The sequence below is a fragment of the Stappia stellulata DSM 5886 genome, assembly GCF_000423705.1.
Classification (GTDB): domain Bacteria; phylum Pseudomonadota; class Alphaproteobacteria; order Rhizobiales; family Stappiaceae; genus Stappia; species Stappia stellulata.
In genome coordinates this window covers 951,690-967,838 of sequence record NZ_KE384083.1, presented here as the reverse complement: position 1 = coordinate 967,838, position 16,149 = coordinate 951,690, and the positions used below count along the sequence as shown (strand labels likewise).

The following is a 16,149-nucleotide window of genomic DNA, read 5'->3' as shown; positions in this document are numbered from 1 at the left end:
CCTTGCGGGCGTCAGATGCTCTTCAGGAAGACGATCTGGCTGTCGCCGACGCTGCGGCGGTCGAGAAGCTCAAGACCGTCCGGCGCGGCGATCTCGGCGCGGGCATCTTCTTCCAGCACCAGCAGCGCACCCGGCGCAAGCCAGCCGCCGGCGCGTGCCGAGGCAAGGGCTGCTTCGCCGAGCTCCTTGCGATAGGGCGGATCGGCGAAGACGAGATTGAAGGGCGGGATGGTTCCGACCGGACCGAGGCGCGTGGCGTCCCGGCGAAAGATCTTGGTGGCGCCGGTCAGCCCGAGCGTTTCCACATTGGTGCGGATCGCCCCGCGCGCCGCCGTCGCCTCCTCGATGAAGGTGCAATGGCGCGCGCCCCGGCTCAAGGCTTCCAGCCCGAGCGCGCCGGAGCCGGCAAAAAGGTCGAGCACGCGCGTGTCGTCGAGCGCCTCTGGATGGGAATGGGCGATCACGTTGAACATCGTCTCGCGCAGCCGGTCGCTTGTCGGTCGCGTTTCCGATCCGCGGGGGGCCTCAAGGGGTTTGCCCCTGAAGCGCCCGGCAACGATCCTCACCGGCCGCCTCCGCCGCGCGGCCCCTTGCCGCCACCACGCGGACCCTGGCCACCGCCGCGCGGGCCCTTGGGGCCTGCGCCTTTCGGACCGGAGCCGCGCGGGCCCTTGGGGCCTGCGCCTTTCGGACCGGAGCCGCGCGGCCCGTCCGGCCTCGGACCGGACGATCTTGGGCCGGACGGTTTCGGACCCGATCCGCCCGGGCCTGCGCGACCCGAACCTGCGCGACCTGGGCCGCCGCTGCGCGGTCCCTTGTCGCCGACGCCGCTGCGCGGCCCGCGTTCACCTGCATCGCGCTCACGCTTTCCAGGCCGTGGCCCGCTGTCGCGCTCGCCGCGTGCCGGCCCGCCCCGCGAAGGCCTGTCGCCATCGCGCGCCGGACGATCCCGTTCGCCGCGCGGGGCCGCGTCCCGGTCCCGGCCGCCCGCGCCACCGCGCGGCGGTCCGCCACGCGAGGGGCCGCCGCGCGCGGGAGCGCCCCGGCCCGGCCCGCCCCGGCCCGGACCGCCACGACCCTGCCCGCCGTCTTCCGGCGGCGGCGCGCGGTCTTCCACCAGCGAGCCGTCCTCGTCCCAGATCCGGCGCTTGCGGCCAAGCGGGGCTTCCTCCAGCCCGCGCGGCTTCATGTCGGCGGTGAAGCGGAAGCGCGAGCGCGGCGAAACATAGGCCGGCTTTTCGGCCGCGTCCTTGCCGGGCCTGTCGGCGCCCGGTTTTCCGCGTGTCGGCTTGGCCTTGGAGGAGCGTGCCGTTGTCTCGGCCTTGCCCTCGCGGGCGCTGAGATAGCGGCCTTCCTGGCGCTGCGGCGCGGGGCCGCGCGCCGGGCGTGCGGGCTTGGCGGCATCCTCGCCCTCGAGGCCCGTGAGGATCGGTGCCTCGAAATCGACGCCGGCTTCGTCGGACAGCCGGTCGCCCAACTGGTCGCGCAGCACGCGGCCGCGGATCTCGCGCACCTCGCCCTCTTCGAGATCGGCAAGCTGGAAGGGGCCGAAGGACACGCGGATCAGACGGTTCACGGCGAGACCCAGATGCTCCAGCACCTTCTTGATCTCGCGGTTCTTGCCTTCCCGGAGCGCGATGGTGAGCCAGACGTTGTCGCCCTGCTCCTTGTCGATCACCGCCTCGATGGCGCCGTAGAACACGCCATCGACGCTCACGCCCTCCTGCAGGGCGTCGAGCCGCTCCTGGGTGATGCGGCCATAGGCGCGCACGCGGTAGCGGCGCAGCCATCCGGTGGCGGGAAGCTCCAGCACGCGTCCGAGGCCGCCGTCGTTGGTCAGGAGCAGCAGGCCCTCGGTGTTGATGTCGAGACGCCCGATGGTCAGGACGCGCGGCAGCGTCTTCGGCAGGCGGTCGAACACCGTCGGCCGGCCTTCCGGATCGTGGTTGGTGGTCACCAGCCCGCGCGGCTTGTGATAGAGCCACAGCCGCGTGCGCTCGCGCTCCGGCAGCGGCTCGCCGTCGACCGTGATCTTGTCCGCATCCGTGACGGTGACGGCCGGTGTCGACAGCACCTTGCCGTTGACCGCAACGCGTCCGTCCACGATCCAGCTTTCCGCGGTGCGGCGCGAGCAAAGCCCGGCGCGCGCCATCACCTTGGCGATGCGCTCGCCCGCGTCGCTCTTAACGCTCTCGGCTGCGGTTGCCGGTGGCTGGCTCTTGTCGCGCTTGGGCGCCGGCTTTCCCGCGCCCCCCTTGTGGAACGGACGCTTCGGGCCGCGGCCCTCCGGGCGGGGCGGACGCGGAGCGCCGCCGGGCGCGCGTGTCGGTCTGGACGTGCGGTCGGTTCCGCGCGGGGGGCGTTTGTCTTTGGTCATGGCGCGCGTCATACCAGAGCCACCGATCGCGGGGAAGCGGGCTTTTCGTGCGGGCGTCATGCATTTTCGGCAGAACGCGCGCGCCACCGGCGCTTTCGCACGCGCCGGCAGACGCGGTCTTGCCCGATTGCTTTTTCGCGGGCCGGCGATAGGGTCTGCCGCGATGACCGAAAAACCACCGCTCCCGCGCCCGGCCGACGCCGGTTTCATGGACCTGGCCCTTGAAGAGGCCCGTCGTGCGGCCGCGCGCGGCGAGGTGCCCGTCGGCGCCGTTCTGGTGCGCGACGGAGAGGTTCTGGCAGCCGACGGCAACCGCACGCTCGAGCGCCGCGACCCGACCGCCCATGCCGAGGTTCTCGTTCTCCGGGCGGCCTGTGCGCAAGCCGACAGCCAGCGGCTTCCCGGGTGCGATCTCTACGTCACGCTGGAACCCTGCCCGATGTGCGCGGCGGCGATTTCGTTTGCCCGGCTGCGTCGTGTCTATTTCGGTGCAGGCGATCCCAAGGGCGGCGCGGTGGAACACGGCGTGCGCCTCTACGCGCAACCGACCTGCCATCATGCGCCCGAGGTCTATTCGGGTCTGGCGGAGCGCGATGCCGCCGCACTCCTGCGCGGTTTCTTCAAGGACAGGCGGGACTGACGGTGCGCAGCCAGTCGCCGCGATCGGCTTTGCCCTCGCCTACGATATATGCGGTAGGGTCGACGCGACGCCGTCGCGCCGGAGAGGAGACGACACCATGATCGCCGTGATTTTCGAAGTCTGGCCGAAGGACGGTCACAAGGGCGCCTATCTGGACATTGCCGCCGAACTCAAGCCGCTCCTGGGCGATGTGGACGGCTTCATTTCCGTGGAGCGCTTCGAAAGCCTGACCGAGCCCGGCAAGCTGCTGTCGGTGTCCTTCTGGCGCGACGAGGAAGCGCTTTCCGCCTGGCGACACCAGGCCGAGCACCGCATCGCGCAGGGCAAGGGTCGGCACAAACATTTTGCCGACTATCGCCTCCGGGTCGCGGGCGTGATCCGCGACTACGGCATGGACGCGCGCGACGAGGCCCCGGCCGACAGCGTCGCGCTGCACGGCTGAGGGCGTTCTCTATCGCTCTGGCAGCACCAGCACGGTCGTTTCCGCCGGAAGCGACGCGCGGCTTGCGATCAAGAGCGGGCTGTCGCTCAAGGTCAGCGCATAGCCTTCGCTCACCATGCGCGTGGTGAAGCCTTCCAGCGAGCCGTAGGTATAGGCATGCATCGGGATGACGATGCGCGGCGAGACCGCCTTGAGCACCTCGACCATGCTGTCGAGCCGCAGCGTCGAGGCATTGTCGACGGGCGCGAAGACGATGTCGATGGTGCCGAGCCGGGCGAGATCGTTCTGCGTGAGGCGATGGTGCAGATGGCCCAGATGGGCGATGCACAGATCTGCGACCTCGAAGACGAAGATCGAGTTGCCGAGCTTGCGGGTCTCGCCGTTCCAGCCGCGAATGTTGGTCTGGATGTTGCGGATGCGCACGTCGTCGACCAGGAGATCATGGTCCATCGGCCCGCCGTTCGGGTTCCATCCCATCAGCACGTGCTCGATGCCGGGATCCGGGGTCATGGTGAAATGCGTTCCATGCGCGCCATTCATGGTGACGATGCGCGGCAGGCGTTCCGGCTTGTGAATGGCGTTGTAGTCGGTGGCGATGCGCACGCCCATCGGCGTCTCGATCTCGAAGGTGGCGTGGCCGATGTAGCGGATCGCGACCTGGTCGCGGTCGAGTGACGCCGGCTCAACCAATGCGGCGCGCTGCAGCAGTGGAGCCGGCGCGCGCCAGGCATCGGCGAGGATCTGGCAGGAGGCCTGTGCGGTCGCGATGCCGGCAGCCAAGACCATTGCGCCGGCTGCGAGGGTCAGAACCGCCCGTTTGGCCCCGCCTCCGGTGTTGGCGATGACAGATGAAATGCCCATGCGCGCCTCCTTGCCTTCCGTAAGGATAGGCGCGTGGGCGACCGCTTCAAGGCCGGGCGTTGGCTCCGGCCTCGAATGTCTCGATCGCGACCGAAATCCGCCGCTTGACCATCTCGCGCATCGGTTCGGCGGCGGCAAGGATCTTTTCGGTCTTCATGAAGTCGAGCACCCGGAAGGCGGCGATGTCGGGCTTGACCAGGATGTCGGGCTGCCTGTTCTTCAGTTTCTCCAGCGTGATCGACTGCATCAGGATCTGGGTCGCGCCGAAAACGGCGTCGCCCGCGCCGGGAATAGTCTTTCCCTTGCGCGGCATCGGCGAGCCGATGACGTCGGAGGCGACGACGATGTCGATGTCCTCCGGCAGGGCATCGAAAGGCAGCGGATTGACCAGACCGCCGTCGACAAGCACCCGGTTGCCGACCAAGACGGGCTTGAACAATGCCGGAATCGCGATTGAGGCGGCGACGGCGGACTGCAGCGCGCCGGTCTCCATGCGCGCTTCCCGGCAGCGGAAGAAATCGGTCGCCACGAGGGTCAGCGGGATCTTCAGTTCCTCGAAGGTTTCGGGGATATGCGTGCCGACGAAATGATGCACCACCTTGCCCGCGTCGAACTGCATCAGGCCCGGCGTTCCGAAAATATCGCCGAAGCGGCGCGGGCGCAGCTTCCACAGGCGCGAGAACACCGCATTGCGGTCGCGGAACGTCTCGTTGCAGATTTCGCGCAGGTCCTCGCCGCTCAAGCCGCTTGCATATCCGGCGCCGAAGATTGCGCCGATCGACGTGCCGGCGATGGCGTGCGGCGTGATGCCGAGGTCGTCGAGGGCCTCAAGCACGGGGACATGAGCCATGCCGCGCGCGCCGCCGCCGCCGAGCGCCAGTCCGATCCTGGGGGTCGTCATTCTTCGTCTCCGCGCCTGGTTGGTGCCGTTCGGGCCAAGCCGCGTTTCAACTCCGCGAATGCGGAATGATTATGGTCGGTTCCGCGTCCGTTATCCTGCACCGGTCAGTCTTGGGGGCTGTCAATCGCTTCTCGCCTGCAACTGCGGTTGCGGTGCTTCCACACACTATGGAAGCGGGGGAAATCGCAAGTCAATCAATTGCATCGCTTGTGCATGCAACCATGTCGCCAATGGCGATCCCGCCGGCTGAAACCACACGCGCATACCATCCGCCATGTCCGCGCATGGCATTGTAACCGCCAAAGCCAAGCTCCTTTTCCATCCGGCTGCACGGCGCGCAGGGACCGGAAATCTGGATCCGCGCCTGCCCGAGGGCCACGGTCCGGTGCCTGAGCGCGGCCAGATTGATCCCCGAGACGACGATGTTGCGGCGCAGGCGCGCCGGGGCAAGCGATTGAAGACCCGCAAAACCCGCGATCAGCGGCAGGTGCTCCGCCTGGATCAGCGTCACGGCGCGTTTGCCGCCGCTTGTGTGGTGGTCGCCGTCAAGCCCGTCCTCGTGCAGATGCGCGGCGTGAACCGCGTCGACCGGAGCCAGACGCGCGGGGCGCAGCCCGATCCACTCGACCGTGCCGTTCCGGGCATGGCGGGTCAGCAGGTCCTTCAGGTCCATCGGGTCCCGTCCTTCGCCGTTTCACGGCCATTGCGCTTGTCTTTGGCCGAAGAATACGTCACCAAGCTTCAACCTCACACCGACACTTGGAGTTCCCCATGGCTTCGCTGACGCCCTTTCATCTTGCCTTCCCGGTCCACGATCTGGAAGCCGCCCGTTCGTTCTACAAGGACGTTCTCGGCTGTGGCCAGGGACGTGAGGCGGACACCTGGATCGATTTCGACATGTTCGGCCACCAGATCGTCGCGCATTTCGACAAGGACACGGCTGCCCGCGGCCCGCTGGTCAATCCGGTCGATGGCGACTCGGTGCCGGTGCCGCATTTCGGCGTCGTGCTCACCATGGACGACTGGCAGGCGCTCGCCGACCGGCTGAAGGCGCGCGAGGATACCCGTTGGGTGATCGAACCGAAGGTTCGTTTCAAGGGCGAACCCGGCGAGCAGGCAACCCTCTTCGTGCTGGATCCGTCCGGAAATGCGCTTGAATTCAAGGCCTTTGCGGACATGAGCCAGCTTTTCGCCACCTGAGGGGCCTCCACGGTCGCAGCTCTGGCGCCGCGTCTTCCATGGTGTCCATTGCCCAAAGCGGCTAGGATCGCGGCACATCGGCGACCGTGATCCGGTCGACCTCCCGCGATCCCTTTGAACCCGCGAGCGAACACGAGAGCGAATGGCCAGCGAAGTCGCGCCTCCCTTTTTCGTCGAATCGATCCTCTTCCTGTCGGCGACGGTCGTCGCCGTCCCGCTGGCAAAGCGCGTCGGCCTCGGGTCGGTGGTCGGATATCTCGCCGCCGGCATGGCGATCGGTCCCTTCGGTCTGGACTTCATCCAGTCGCCGGAGGAAATCCGGGGTGTCGCCGAACTCGGTGTCGTGCTGCTTCTCTTCGTCATAGGCCTGGAGCTTGAACCGGCGCGGCTCTGGCGGATGAAGGGCGATATCTTCGGCCTTGGAACCTCCCAGGTGCTTGCCTGCGGCGCGGCCCTCGTCGGTCTGTTCCTGCTCGCCGGGCAGGCGCCCAACATCGCGATCATCGCCGGTCTCGGGCTGGCGCTTTCCTCCACCGCCTTCGCCCTCCAGATCCTTCAGGAACGCGGGCAACTTTCCACCAGCTACGGCCAGCGGGCCTTCGGCATCCTGCTCTTGCAGGACATGGCAATCGTGCCGCTTCTGGCGCTGGTTCCAATCCTGGCGCCGGGCAAGGAGGATGTCGGCGGCACCGGTGTCCTGCTGGAAATCGGCATCACGATCACCGCCGTCGGCGGCGTGATCGTCGCCGGGCGCTACCTGCTGACCCCGCTGTTCACGCTGCTTTCCGCGGTGCGTGCGCGCGAGGTGATGCTGGCCGCCGCGCTTCTGGTTGCGTTGGGCAGCGGCGGGATCATGCATGCCGCCGGCCTGTCGATGGCGCTGGGCGCTTTCCTCGCCGGTGTCCTCCTGGCGGAATCGAGCTTTCGCCACACGCTGGAGGCCGACATCGAGCCCTTCCGCTCGATCCTCATGGGGCTGTTCTTCATCTCGGTCGGCATGTCGCTGGACCTCGGTCTCGTCGCCGACAACTGGCGGCTGGTGGCGCTGGGCGTCGTCGCCGTGATGGGGCTGAAGGGCGTCATCATCTGGGGGCTGTCGCGGGTGTTCGGATCGACCAACTCCGATGCCCTGAAGATTGCCGTGACATTGCCCCAGGGCGGCGAATTCGCCTTCGTGCTCTTCACCGCAGCGGCAACGGCCGGGATCCTGCAGCGCGATATCCTGACGCTACTGCTGGCCGTCGTCGTGCTCACCATGCTGATGACGCCGGTGGGCTGTCTGGCGCATGATCTTCTGGCAAAGCGGCTGCAGCGCCGTGGCGTGGAGCCGGCCGCGATCGAGGGATTCGACGAAACCCGCCCGACCGTTCTGGTCATCGGCTTCGGCCGCTTCGGCATGATGGTGTCGCAGATGCTCACCTCCGAGGAGGTCGAGGTCACCGCGCTCGACAATCGGGCGGACCGCGTTTCCTATGCCCGCAAGCTCGGATACAAGGTCTATGTCGGCGATGCCACGCGGCCGGACGTGCTCAAGGCGGCCGGCGCGGAGGAGGCGGTGCTCGTCGCGCTTTGCATCGAGAACGACCGGGTGATGGGCCAGGCGATCGATCTGGTCCGGTCGAATTTTCCCAAGGCCAAGATCTTCTGCCGCGCGACCGACCGCGCCCATGCGCTGGACCTGACCCGGCGGGGCGTCGACTTCCAGATCCGCGAGACCTTCGAATCGAGCGTCACCTTCGGACGCGCGGCCCTCGGCGCGCTCGGGATCGCGAATGACCGGATCGTCGAGATCGAGGACGATGTGCGCCGCCGCGACCAGGAGCGTCTCGATGCGCAATTGCGCGACGGACTGATGGCCGGGGCCGAGATGTTGCACCAGGTCACCCCGCGCGGCGGCGCCTCGAAGGGCGCGCAAAACGGTCCGGAGTCCGAGGGGACACAGGATACGTGACGGCTGTCAGGACGCACCGGTTGCGCAAGGGCTGGCAAATGCGGCCTTGCGCGGTTATCTAGAGCGGAAATTCAGAGCATCGGGCCGCAAGGCCGCTCGGACGTTGCGAGGCACGACATGATGAACCGGATTGAGACACCCCGTGAGCCTGGCGAAGCGCGCATCCGCTATCTCGACGCGGATTACCAGATGCTGTCGCCGGGGACATTCGTGCGCTGCGCGGTGACTGGCCAGGCGATCCCGATCGACGAGTTGAAGTACTGGAGCGTCTCCAGGCAGGAGGCTTATGTCGATGCCGCCGCGTCGATGAAGCGGGTCAGGGAAACCGGCGAAGCCTGAAAATTCGGCGCGGATCTTCAATCGTCGATTTTTGCGCCGGAATTTGCGGATTTTGTATCTGAAGTTGCCGATCTTGCACGAATTGCCGCATTGAGGAAGGCCTCGAGCGTCTCCGGTTCCTCCAGCTGCATCTCGACCTCCAGCACCTTTGCACGCGCCGCCAGGTCGGCGAGCGCCGGGGTGGTTGCCCCCGCCAGCCGGGCGCGATCCTTGCCGGTGGTCACGAGCTGCGCGCCAAGCGTCCCGGCCTCGGCGAGAAGGGCTCTGGCATCCGCCTCGCTGTAGCGGTGATGGTCGCCAAAGCTTCGTGTCGCGACCACCTCCAGGCCCGCGTCGCGGGCCGAGCGAAAGACCTTCTCCGGCCGTCCGATCCCGGCAAACACCAGCGCGCGCGCTCCCGCGAGATCCGCAGGTGCGCGCGGCGCGAGCGTCGCACGAAAGACCGGCAGGCCGTGAGCCGTGCCGAGCGCGAGAACGCGGTCGCCGGCGGCTCCCGCGCCGATCCCGACCAGGGCATTCGCGAAGGGCAATTGCCGGAAAAGCGGCGCGCGCAACGGGCCGGCGGGCAGGCTGAGGTCGTTGCCGGTCCCGGTCTCGCCGTCGACCAGCACCAGCGATACGGTTTTTGCCAGATCCGGGTTTTGAAACCCGTCGTCCATCAGCACGATGTCGCCGTGGCGCTCAGCAAGCCGGGCGCCTGCGACCCGGTCGCGCGCGATTACGGTCGGGGCGCGGTCGGCCAGCAGGAGCGCCTCGTCGCCGACATCGCGCGCCGTGTGGCGTGCGGGATCGACGAGCAGTGGGCCGCGTTCGCGCCCGCCGTAGCCCCGCAGCAAAAACGCAGGTCTGCGGCCCTGTTGCACCAGAAGCTCGGCAAGCGCCAGCGCGAAGGGTGTCTTGCCGGTGCCGCCGGCGACGAAGTTGCCGATGCAGATCACCGGCGCGTCGATCCAGCCCTTGGGCGGGCGCGCCATGCGACGGGCGGTGATCGCGCCGTAGAGGGCCGAGACGGGCTGAATGAGGCGCGCGAGCGCCGATGGCCGGGCATGCCACCAGAAGGCCGGTGCCTGGCGCATCCCGCTCATCCCGTTTTCCCTTCCGACAACAGCGCGGTGAGGTGGCGAAGGGTTGCGGCGAGCGCGCCGGCGCCGGCCTCGCCGACCTCCGCCGCGCTGCGCGCCCGCTTTTCGCGCAAGGCCTCGTCGTTCAGGTGAGCGACCACGGCGGCGCCCAGGCTTTGTGCGTCGCGCACGACCTGCGCGCCCTTCGCCGACAGCAGCGGGGTGTAGATGTCTTCCAGGTTGAAGACATGCGGGCCGGTCAGGATCGCCGTGTCGAGCCTTGCCGCCTCGAGCGGGTTCTGGCCGCCCTCCGGCACCAGCGACTTGCCGATGAAGGCAACGGGTGCAAGCCGGTAGAACAGGCCCATCTCGCCGATGGTGTCGGCGAGATAGATGTCGGTGTCGGGCGCGACCGTCTCGCCGCGAGAGCGTTGCGCGACGGTGAGGCCGGCTGCGCGCAACTCCCGGGCGATGCCGTCGCCACGGTCGGGATGGCGCGGCACCAGCAGGGTCAGCAGGCCGGGAACGGCAAGCGACGCGGTGCGATGCACCTCGCCGACCAGCGTTTCCTCGCCCTCATGCGTGCTGGCGGCGAGCCACGTCGGCCGCTCGCCGATAAGGCGTTGCAGCTCGGCAAGTGCCGCCGGATCGGCCTTCAGCGAGCCGCTGTCGTATTTCAGGTTGCCGGCAACCGCGACCCGAGGCGCGCCGAGGGCGGACAACCGGTTGGCGTCCTCGCACGTTTGCGCCAGACACAGCGCGATGCGCGAAAACACCTGCCAGGCGAAGCCGCGCGCCTTGGCCCAGCCCCGCGCGGTGCGTTCCGACATGGTCGCGCTGACGATGGCCAGCGGAATGTGTCGCTGAGAAAGTGCTGCGATGGTGGCCGGCCAGATCTCCGATTCCATCGTCACGGCCAGATCGGGGCGCCAATGGGCCAGGAACCGCTTCAGGTTCGGCGCGGTGTCGTAGGGAACGAACTGATGTGTGACGCCGGGCCGCGTGCGGGCGGCGGCGATCCGCGCCGAGGTGACGGTGCCGGTGGTCAGCAACACGTTGATGTCGGCCCCGCGCAATGCATCGATCAGCGCGTCGGCGGCGTTCATCTCGCCGACGCTTGCCGCATGCAGCCAGACAAGCCGTCCGTCGGGACGCGCGGCGGAGGCGCGTCCGAAGCGCTCGCCGCGCCGCGATCCGTCTTCCTTGCCGCGTGCGGCCCTGCGGCGAAACACCAGCGCCAGACCCGGGGTCGCGACATGGCCGAACGCCCGGTAACCGGCAAGCGCCGCCGCGCCGATCTGCCGGCTCAGGGCGGAGGGGCGTGAGGGGAGGGGTGTTTGCGGCGCGGGCGTTTCCGGGGGCGGGCTCATGCGCGCCGCACCAGCTCGTAGGCGCGTTTCGTAACGGCATTCATCGCCGCCTCGACCTCGAGGCGTGCCGCTTCGATGCGCGCCTCGTCGGCGTCCTGCGGCACGTGAATGAGCGGGCCGGTCGCAATCGACATGGTGCTGAACGGCAGGTTGATCGTCGCCCGGTCCCAGGAGCCCAGCGTGATGTGCCAGCGCGTGGCGGCGGCGAGCGGCAGGATCGGGCGCCCCGAGCGGGCGGCCAGTTGCACGATGCCGGGGCCGGCGACCCGCGACACCTTGGGGACATCGGCGGTGATCGAAACGCTGGCGCCCTCGCGAAGCGCGCGCAACGCCTCGATAAAGCCGCGCGCGCCGCCGCGTTTGGCGACCTGATGCGGTTTGTGGGCCCCCGAGGCACGGATCGACCCCATGCCGAGACATCGGGCCGCGATTGCGTTGATTTCGCCGTCGGCGGATTTCGAAATCATCGCGCGCGCCTCATGTCCGGGCGGACGGGCGAAGGGCAACAGGAAATGCTGTCCGTGCCACATGGCGCAGATCACCGGCAGGTCCGGGCGGATCGCGTCGAAAAAGTCCGGCGGATCCAGGACGAACGTGCTTGTGCTGCGGACCATCTGGAGATAGCCGGCAAGCGCCTTGCCGATGACGCGCTGGACGGCCGGCGCGCGGCCGGCGCGCTTCAGCATGATGCGTTCCGCACGGCGTGCAACGGTCTGGACACAATCCGCATGTCTGTACGCTTACTGCCCGTCCGTTTCCGGGTCGAGCAGCCGGTGCATGTGAACGATGAAATACCGCATGTGGGCATTGTCCACCGATTGCTGGGCCTTCTGCTTCCACACTTTCTGCGCGCTGGCATAATTCGGATAGATGCCGACCAGGTCGAGGGCGTCGAGATCGCGGAAAGTGAGGCCGTCAACGGTTTCGAGCTCGCCGCCAAAGACGAGGTGAAGCAGCTGCTTGTCGGTGTTTTCGTTGGTCATTGTCTGTCTCCGAGGGGCCGGTGCCGCAAGGGATCGCCGGGCTACATGAGCTCGGCCAGGATGGGTCTGAGCGGATCGACGAGGGCCTTCGGCCCGCCGACGAGGGCGGGGTGGCGAACGCTGCCGCGGTTGTAGGAAAGCGGTCGTCCGCGCAGGTCCTCAAGGCGCCCGCCCGCTTCCTGCACCAAAAGATCCGATGCCGCAAGATCCCAGTCGCAGGCATTCTCGCGCACGACCGCCAGGTCGATCCGCCCCGCCGCCAGAATGGCGAGCCGGAGCGCCAGCGAGGGGACGTATCCGGCCGGTCGAATGCCCATGTCGCGCAGGCGCTCCTGGGAGGTAATCGCCTTGGGTCCGGCGGCACTGGCGCCGTCGAGCGAGGCTCTGTCGGAAACCTTGAGCACGGCGCCGTTGCAGTGCGCGCCATGTCCGGGAACGGCGGTGTAAAGGTGATCCGTGACCGGCTGGTAGAGCGCGGCCGCAACGGGACGTCCCGCTTCCACCACCGCGATCGCCACCGTCCATTCCGGCGAGCCGGACAGAAAGCCGCGCGTGCCGTCGATCGGATCGACGACGAAGCTGCGGGTCGCCTGGAGGCGGGAGTTGTCGTCGGCGGTTTCCTCCGACAGCCAGCCGTAGCCCGGCCGTGCCGCCTGAAGGATCTCCGCAAGTTGCCGGTCGACGGCAAGGTCGGCCTCGGAGACCGGAGAATCATTGTCCTTGGTCCAGCGGTGCGGATCCTTGCGAAAATAGCCAAGCGCCGTCGCGCCCCCCTGGCGGGCGGCCTGTGCGATCAGTTCCATGTCCGCAAGGTTCGCGCGTGCGTCACTGACCGGCAATGGTCATGTCCCTTACAAGCAGGCTCGGCACCGCGAAGGCGGAGCGCGTGTCGAGATCGTTGCCCGCGACAAGCCCGGCGAACATGCCGGTCAGATTGCCGGCAAGCGTGATCTCGCTGACAGGATAGGCGATCTCGCCGTCCTCGATCCAGAAGCCCGAGGCCCCGCGCGAATAGTCGCCCGTCACGCCGTTGACCCCGTGACCGATCAGGTCGGTGACCAGAAGTCCGGTCCCGATGTCCTTCAACAGCTCCGCCTGGGACATGTTGCCCGGATGAAGCGTCATGTTGGTGGCGCCGGGCGAGGGGCCCGCGCCGCCGCGTGAGGCGCGGGCGTTGGAGCGAAGCCCCAGTTCGTTTGCTGTCGCCGTGTCGAGCAGCCATTGGGTCAGCACGCCGTTTTCCACCAGCGTGAGCGGCCGGGCGGGGCGCCCTTCGCCGTCGAATGCGCGGCTGGCCGGGCCACGCGGGCGGGTCGGGTCGTCGGTGACGGTGATCGCGGAGGAAAAGACGCGCTCGCCCAGCCGGTCCTTCAGGAAACTGGTGCCGCGAGCAATTGCCGCACCGTTGATCGCGCTCGCGAAGTGGCCAAGCAGCGAGCGTGCAGCGCGCGGCTCATAGACGATGTCGGCGTTGCGGGTAGAAAGTTTGCGCGGATTGATCCGGGCAATGGCGCGCATGCCTGCGGCCCGTCCGATGGTCTCGGATGTGTCGAGATCCTCGAGGAAGTTCCGGCTGTCGAAATCATAGTCCCGCTCCATGGCCGTGCCGTCGCCCGCGATGGCGGTGGCGGACACCCCGTGTCGCGACACCATATGGCTGCCGGAAAAGCCGTTGCTGGTGGCAATCACCAGCCCGCCGAGCCGCCAGGAGGCGCTGGCGCCGCCGGATTTGGTGACGCCCGGGACCGCGAGTGCTGCGGCTTCCGCCGCGCGTGCGCGCTCCGCAAGGGCGAGCGCGTCGACGGCTGCGGGATCGAGCAGGTCGAGGTTGGCGAACTCCGTTGCAAGCTCGTCCGCCGGCACCAGGCCTGCGAATGGATCCTCGGGCGCGGCTTTCGCCATCGCGACGGCGCGTTCGGCCAGCGTCTCCATGTCGCGAAAGGCGTTCGACGAGACGCTCGCGATGCGGTGGCCGCAGAACACCCGCAGCGTGACGTCGTCGCCCTCGGCCCGTTCGGTCTCTTCCACCTCGCCGTCGCGTACGTCCGCCGACAGGGAGACCCCGGTGGTCGCGACCACGTCGGCCGCATCGGCACCGGCTGCGCGCGCCGCCTGGACGAGACGTTGCGCCGCATCCATCAGGTCGGACTGATCAATCGATAGCTTCATTGCGGGATCCTTTTTTGGCGCGGGCGCGCGTTGCCGGGACCGTAGTGTTCGCCGTCGTCTCCGGCAAGTCGAGTGCCGGACCCTGGTGACGATTTGTTTGGGATGTTCGCTCACCTTTCTCTAACCTTCTTTAAAATCAGAGAAAATTAACCTCGCTTGTTAAGGTGATCGGGACGGTCGGCTGCTACCTTGAAGACATCAGAGGCCAACAAAACAAGGCCCGGTGGAGAGCGAATTGAGCCGTCAAACAGCACATCAGGATGCCACTGCAAAAGGATCGGGCCGCGCAGCGCGGCTCGATCCCGCGCAGATGCCGCATCGCTTCGCATCCCGCAGCGTGACGCAGGCGGGGCGCAGCGATCCGACACCTCTGGATGTCTATATCGACTGCCAGCAGGTGATCGTCAAACGCCGTCTCGCGGGTCTTCCGCTGACGCTGGTTCAGCCCGTGGGCGTGTTCCTCGGCGTTTTCGCCGAAGTCGCGCCGGGGGCGACGCCCGGAACGCTCAGCGCACGCATCGGCTTGCGCCACCGCGATCCGGCCATGTCCATCGAACTCGCCGCCAGCGACAAGCTGGAAGACCTGGCCGCCGACTGGTGCGCCTGGGGCGAGGCGCTCGGCCTGCCGCTGCTTCTGGTGGAGCCGGACGGCAAGGTCTCGCGCATCGACAAGTCGGATGAGGACGCCGTTGCACCGATGGCGCTGCCGCGCCGCCGTGTCGCGGCCCTGACCGCGCGCCGTCCGCGTTTTCTCGTGCGGCGCAAGCCCGGGCACCCGGCAATGGCGGGTCCGGTCTATCGCGGCGAGCGGGAGATTATCGCGCGCAACTGAGGCGTGTCGGTGAAACGCCGTGCAAACGGCTTCGGGTTCAACAAGGAAAGGGCGCTCTTCGAGGCGCCCTTTTATCGTTTCTAGAGCGCCTGGATCAGCGCGTCGGCGACAAGGCCGCCGAAGATCAGCCAGCCGTATTGCGCGTTGGAGCGGAAAAGCTTCAGGCACTGGTCGGGATCGTCGATGTCGAGGACGACGATCTGGCGCACCAGATGCCCGAGACTGAGGATCAGCCCGGCAAAGGCCGCCGGCCCGGCATCCGCGCCGATCATTGCCAGTGCGAACAAGACCGTGGCACCGCCGTAGAGGCCGGCGAGCGCCGGTTTCGTCCAGTCGCCGAAGAGCCGTGCGGTGGATTTGACGCCGACGAGGGCGTCGTCCTCCTTGTCCTGGTGGGCGTAGATCGTATCGTAGCCGATGGTCCACAGGATGCCGCCGCAATAAAGCGCGACCGGTGGCCAGTCGAGCCGGCCGAAGGCCGCCGCCCAGCCCATCAGCGCGCCCCAGGAAAACGCCAGCCCGAGGAAGAGCTGCGGCCAGTTGGTGATCCGCTTCATGAAGGGATAGATCGCCACCGCCCCCAGCGAGGCGATGCCCAGTGCAATGGCGAAGCTGTTGAACTGGACAAGAACCAGCAGGCCGACGAGCGCCTGCGCGACCAGAAACACCTTGGCCTGCATCGGCGTGACCTGGCCTGACGGGAGCGGGCGCGAGCGCGTGCGTGCCACCTTGTCGTCGATGTCCTGATCGACGAGATCATTGTAGGTGCAGCCCGCGCCGCGCATGGCGATGGCGCCGATCATGAAGAGCACCAGATGCCAGGGGTTGGGGAAGGCCGCCCCTCCGGCAATCGCGGCAAGGGCCGCCGACCACCAGCACGGCCACAGCAAGAGCTGCCAGCCGATCGGCCGCTCCCAGCGCGCCAGCCGCGCGAAAGGCCGCAGCCAGTCGGGAGCATACGTGTCGACCCAGTGGCCCTTCACCGCGTCGGCGACGCGCCCGGTGATCGTGTCTTCGCCCATC

At 68.0% G+C, this 16,149-nt stretch carries 18 protein-coding genes; 6 read left to right on the top strand and 12 right to left on the bottom strand.

What is annotated here, in order from left to right; translation table 11 throughout:
* Positions 1–11: 11 nt before the first annotated feature.
* Together rsmD and G572_RS25205 are read right to left on the bottom strand one after the other, a co-directional pair.
* A complete protein-coding gene (rsmD, locus tag G572_RS0121585; RefSeq protein WP_029060235.1) occupies positions 12–566 on the bottom strand; it encodes a 16S rRNA (guanine(966)-N(2))-methyltransferase RsmD in 555 nt (184 codons plus the stop codon).
* A complete protein-coding gene (locus G572_RS25205) occupies positions 563–2,377 on the bottom strand; it encodes a pseudouridine synthase (protein ID WP_084650468.1) in 1,815 nt (604 codons plus the stop codon). Before G572_RS25205 ends, rsmD begins: the two co-directional genes overlap by 4 nt.
* A gap of 163 nt (positions 2,378–2,540) precedes the next feature.
* On the opposite strand from G572_RS25205, the gene G572_RS0121575 reads away from it, so the two are divergent.
* On the top strand, positions 2,541–3,017 hold the full coding sequence (locus G572_RS0121575; RefSeq protein ID WP_051242998.1) for a nucleoside deaminase: 477 nt from the start codon (positions 2,541–2,543) through the stop codon (positions 3,015–3,017).
* A gap of 97 nt (positions 3,018–3,114) precedes the next feature.
* A complete protein-coding gene (locus tag G572_RS0121570; protein ID WP_029060233.1) occupies positions 3,115–3,459 on the top strand; it encodes an antibiotic biosynthesis monooxygenase family protein in 345 nt (114 codons plus the stop codon).
* 9 nt (positions 3,460–3,468) lie between these two features.
* On the opposite strand, the gene G572_RS25200 is transcribed toward G572_RS0121570, so the two are convergent.
* The 3 genes from G572_RS25200 to G572_RS0121555 form a co-directional block, all read right to left on the bottom strand.
* Entirely contained in the window at positions 3,469–4,320 is an 852-nt protein-coding gene (locus G572_RS25200; protein ID WP_156884783.1) for an MBL fold metallo-hydrolase, read from the bottom strand.
* Positions 4,321–4,366: 46 nt separating this feature from the next.
* Entirely contained in the window at positions 4,367–5,221 is an 855-nt protein-coding gene (locus tag G572_RS0121560) for a patatin-like phospholipase family protein (RefSeq protein WP_029060232.1), read from the bottom strand.
* A gap of 190 nt (positions 5,222–5,411) precedes the next feature.
* Positions 5,412–5,894: an MOSC domain-containing protein gene (locus tag G572_RS0121555; protein ID WP_029060231.1), complete on the bottom strand. Its 483-nt coding sequence runs from the start codon at positions 5,892–5,894 to the stop codon at positions 5,412–5,414.
* 98 nt (positions 5,895–5,992) lie between these two features.
* Between G572_RS0121555 and G572_RS0121550 the strand changes: the two genes are divergently transcribed.
* The 3 genes from G572_RS0121550 to G572_RS0121540 all read left to right on the top strand — a co-directional run bounded on the left by G572_RS0121550 (position 5,993) and on the right by G572_RS0121540 (position 8,711).
* Positions 5,993–6,421 (top strand): VOC family protein, encoded by a 429-nt coding sequence (locus G572_RS0121550; protein WP_029060230.1) that lies wholly within the window; start codon positions 5,993–5,995, stop codon positions 6,419–6,421.
* 142 nt (positions 6,422–6,563) lie between these two features.
* Positions 6,564–8,372, top strand: coding sequence for a monovalent cation:proton antiporter-2 (CPA2) family protein (locus tag G572_RS0121545; protein ID WP_029060229.1), 1,809 nt, complete (start codon positions 6,564–6,566; stop codon positions 8,370–8,372).
* A gap of 117 nt (positions 8,373–8,489) precedes the next feature.
* Complete coding sequence (locus G572_RS0121540; protein ID WP_037547562.1) at positions 8,490–8,711, top strand: DUF2093 domain-containing protein; 222 nt, start codon at positions 8,490–8,492, stop codon at positions 8,709–8,711.
* Between the two features lie 17 nt (positions 8,712–8,728).
* Here the strand turns inward: G572_RS0121540 and lpxK are convergent, their stop codons facing one another.
* Genes lpxK through G572_RS0121505 form a run of 6 tightly spaced genes read right to left on the bottom strand, consistent with a single transcriptional unit; the run spans position 8,729 to position 14,294 of the window.
* A complete protein-coding gene (gene lpxK, locus G572_RS25195) occupies positions 8,729–9,796 on the bottom strand; it encodes a tetraacyldisaccharide 4'-kinase (RefSeq protein ID WP_342664776.1) in 1,068 nt (355 codons plus the stop codon).
* Positions 9,793–11,142, bottom strand: a complete 1,350-nt coding sequence (locus G572_RS25190; protein ID WP_051242899.1) for a 3-deoxy-D-manno-octulosonic acid transferase — start codon at positions 11,140–11,142, stop codon at positions 9,793–9,795. The genes lpxK and G572_RS25190 overlap by 4 nt, the downstream gene beginning before the upstream one ends.
* Positions 11,139–11,828 (bottom strand): lysophospholipid acyltransferase family protein, encoded by a 690-nt coding sequence (locus G572_RS25185; RefSeq protein WP_037547561.1) that lies wholly within the window; start codon positions 11,826–11,828, stop codon positions 11,139–11,141. Before G572_RS25185 ends, G572_RS25190 begins: the two co-directional genes overlap by 4 nt.
* A 54-nt stretch (positions 11,829–11,882) precedes the next feature.
* Entirely contained in the window at positions 11,883–12,125 is a 243-nt protein-coding gene (locus G572_RS0121515) for a DUF4170 domain-containing protein (protein WP_029060227.1), read from the bottom strand.
* Positions 12,126–12,166: 41 nt separating this feature from the next.
* Positions 12,167–12,964 carry a 3'(2'),5'-bisphosphate nucleotidase CysQ gene (locus G572_RS0121510; RefSeq protein WP_029060226.1) on the bottom strand — a complete coding sequence of 266 codons (798 nt, stop codon included), beginning with the start codon at positions 12,962–12,964 and terminating at the stop codon, positions 12,167–12,169.
* Positions 12,951–14,294 carry a TldD/PmbA family protein gene (locus tag G572_RS0121505; RefSeq protein ID WP_029060225.1) on the bottom strand — a complete coding sequence of 448 codons (1,344 nt, stop codon included), beginning with the start codon at positions 14,292–14,294 and terminating at the stop codon, positions 12,951–12,953. The genes G572_RS0121510 and G572_RS0121505 overlap by 14 nt, the downstream gene beginning before the upstream one ends.
* A gap of 235 nt (positions 14,295–14,529) precedes the next feature.
* Between G572_RS0121505 and G572_RS25180 the strand changes: the two genes are divergently transcribed.
* Entirely contained in the window at positions 14,530–15,126 is a 597-nt protein-coding gene (locus G572_RS25180) for a DUF6101 family protein (RefSeq protein ID WP_208979173.1), read from the top strand.
* 80 nt (positions 15,127–15,206) lie between these two features.
* On the opposite strand, the gene ubiA is transcribed toward G572_RS25180, so the two are convergent.
* A complete protein-coding gene (gene ubiA, locus G572_RS0121490) occupies positions 15,207–16,148 on the bottom strand; it encodes a 4-hydroxybenzoate octaprenyltransferase (RefSeq protein ID WP_029060224.1) in 942 nt (313 codons plus the stop codon).
* Between the last annotated feature and the right edge of the window lies 1 nt (position 16,149).

Excerpts from the sequence above, each read along its gene's own strand:
- G572_RS25205 (WP_084650468.1), bottom strand. The coding sequence starts at position 2,377 with ATGACCAAAGACAAACGCCCCCCGCGCGGAACCGACCGCACGTCCAGA.
- G572_RS0121575 (WP_051242998.1), top strand. The coding sequence starts at position 2,541 with ATGACCGAAAAACCACCGCTCCCGCGCCCGGCCGACGCCGGTTTCATG.
- G572_RS0121570 (WP_029060233.1), top strand. The coding sequence starts at position 3,115 with ATGATCGCCGTGATTTTCGAAGTCTGGCCGAAGGACGGTCACAAGGGC.
- G572_RS25200 (WP_156884783.1), bottom strand. The coding sequence starts at position 4,320 with ATGGGCATTTCATCTGTCATCGCCAACACCGGAGGCGGGGCCAAACGG.
- G572_RS0121560 (WP_029060232.1), bottom strand. The coding sequence starts at position 5,221 with ATGACGACCCCCAGGATCGGACTGGCGCTCGGCGGCGGCGGCGCGCGC.
- G572_RS0121555 (WP_029060231.1), bottom strand. The coding sequence starts at position 5,894 with ATGGACCTGAAGGACCTGCTGACCCGCCATGCCCGGAACGGCACGGTC.
- G572_RS0121550 (WP_029060230.1), top strand. The coding sequence starts at position 5,993 with ATGGCTTCGCTGACGCCCTTTCATCTTGCCTTCCCGGTCCACGATCTG.
- G572_RS0121545 (WP_029060229.1), top strand. The coding sequence starts at position 6,564 with ATGGCCAGCGAAGTCGCGCCTCCCTTTTTCGTCGAATCGATCCTCTTC.
- G572_RS0121540 (WP_037547562.1), top strand. The coding sequence starts at position 8,490 with ATGATGAACCGGATTGAGACACCCCGTGAGCCTGGCGAAGCGCGCATC.
- lpxK (WP_342664776.1), bottom strand. The coding sequence starts at position 9,796 with ATGAGCGGGATGCGCCAGGCACCGGCCTTCTGGTGGCATGCCCGGCCA.
- G572_RS25190 (WP_051242899.1), bottom strand. The coding sequence starts at position 11,142 with ATGAGCCCGCCCCCGGAAACGCCCGCGCCGCAAACACCCCTCCCCTCA.
- G572_RS25185 (WP_037547561.1), bottom strand. The coding sequence starts at position 11,828 with ATGCTGAAGCGCGCCGGCCGCGCGCCGGCCGTCCAGCGCGTCATCGGC.
- G572_RS0121515 (WP_029060227.1), bottom strand. The coding sequence starts at position 12,125 with ATGACCAACGAAAACACCGACAAGCAGCTGCTTCACCTCGTCTTTGGC.
- G572_RS0121505 (WP_029060225.1), bottom strand. The coding sequence starts at position 14,294 with ATGAAGCTATCGATTGATCAGTCCGACCTGATGGATGCGGCGCAACGT.
- ubiA (WP_029060224.1), bottom strand. The coding sequence starts at position 16,148 with ATGGGCGAAGACACGATCACCGGGCGCGTCGCCGACGCGGTGAAGGGC.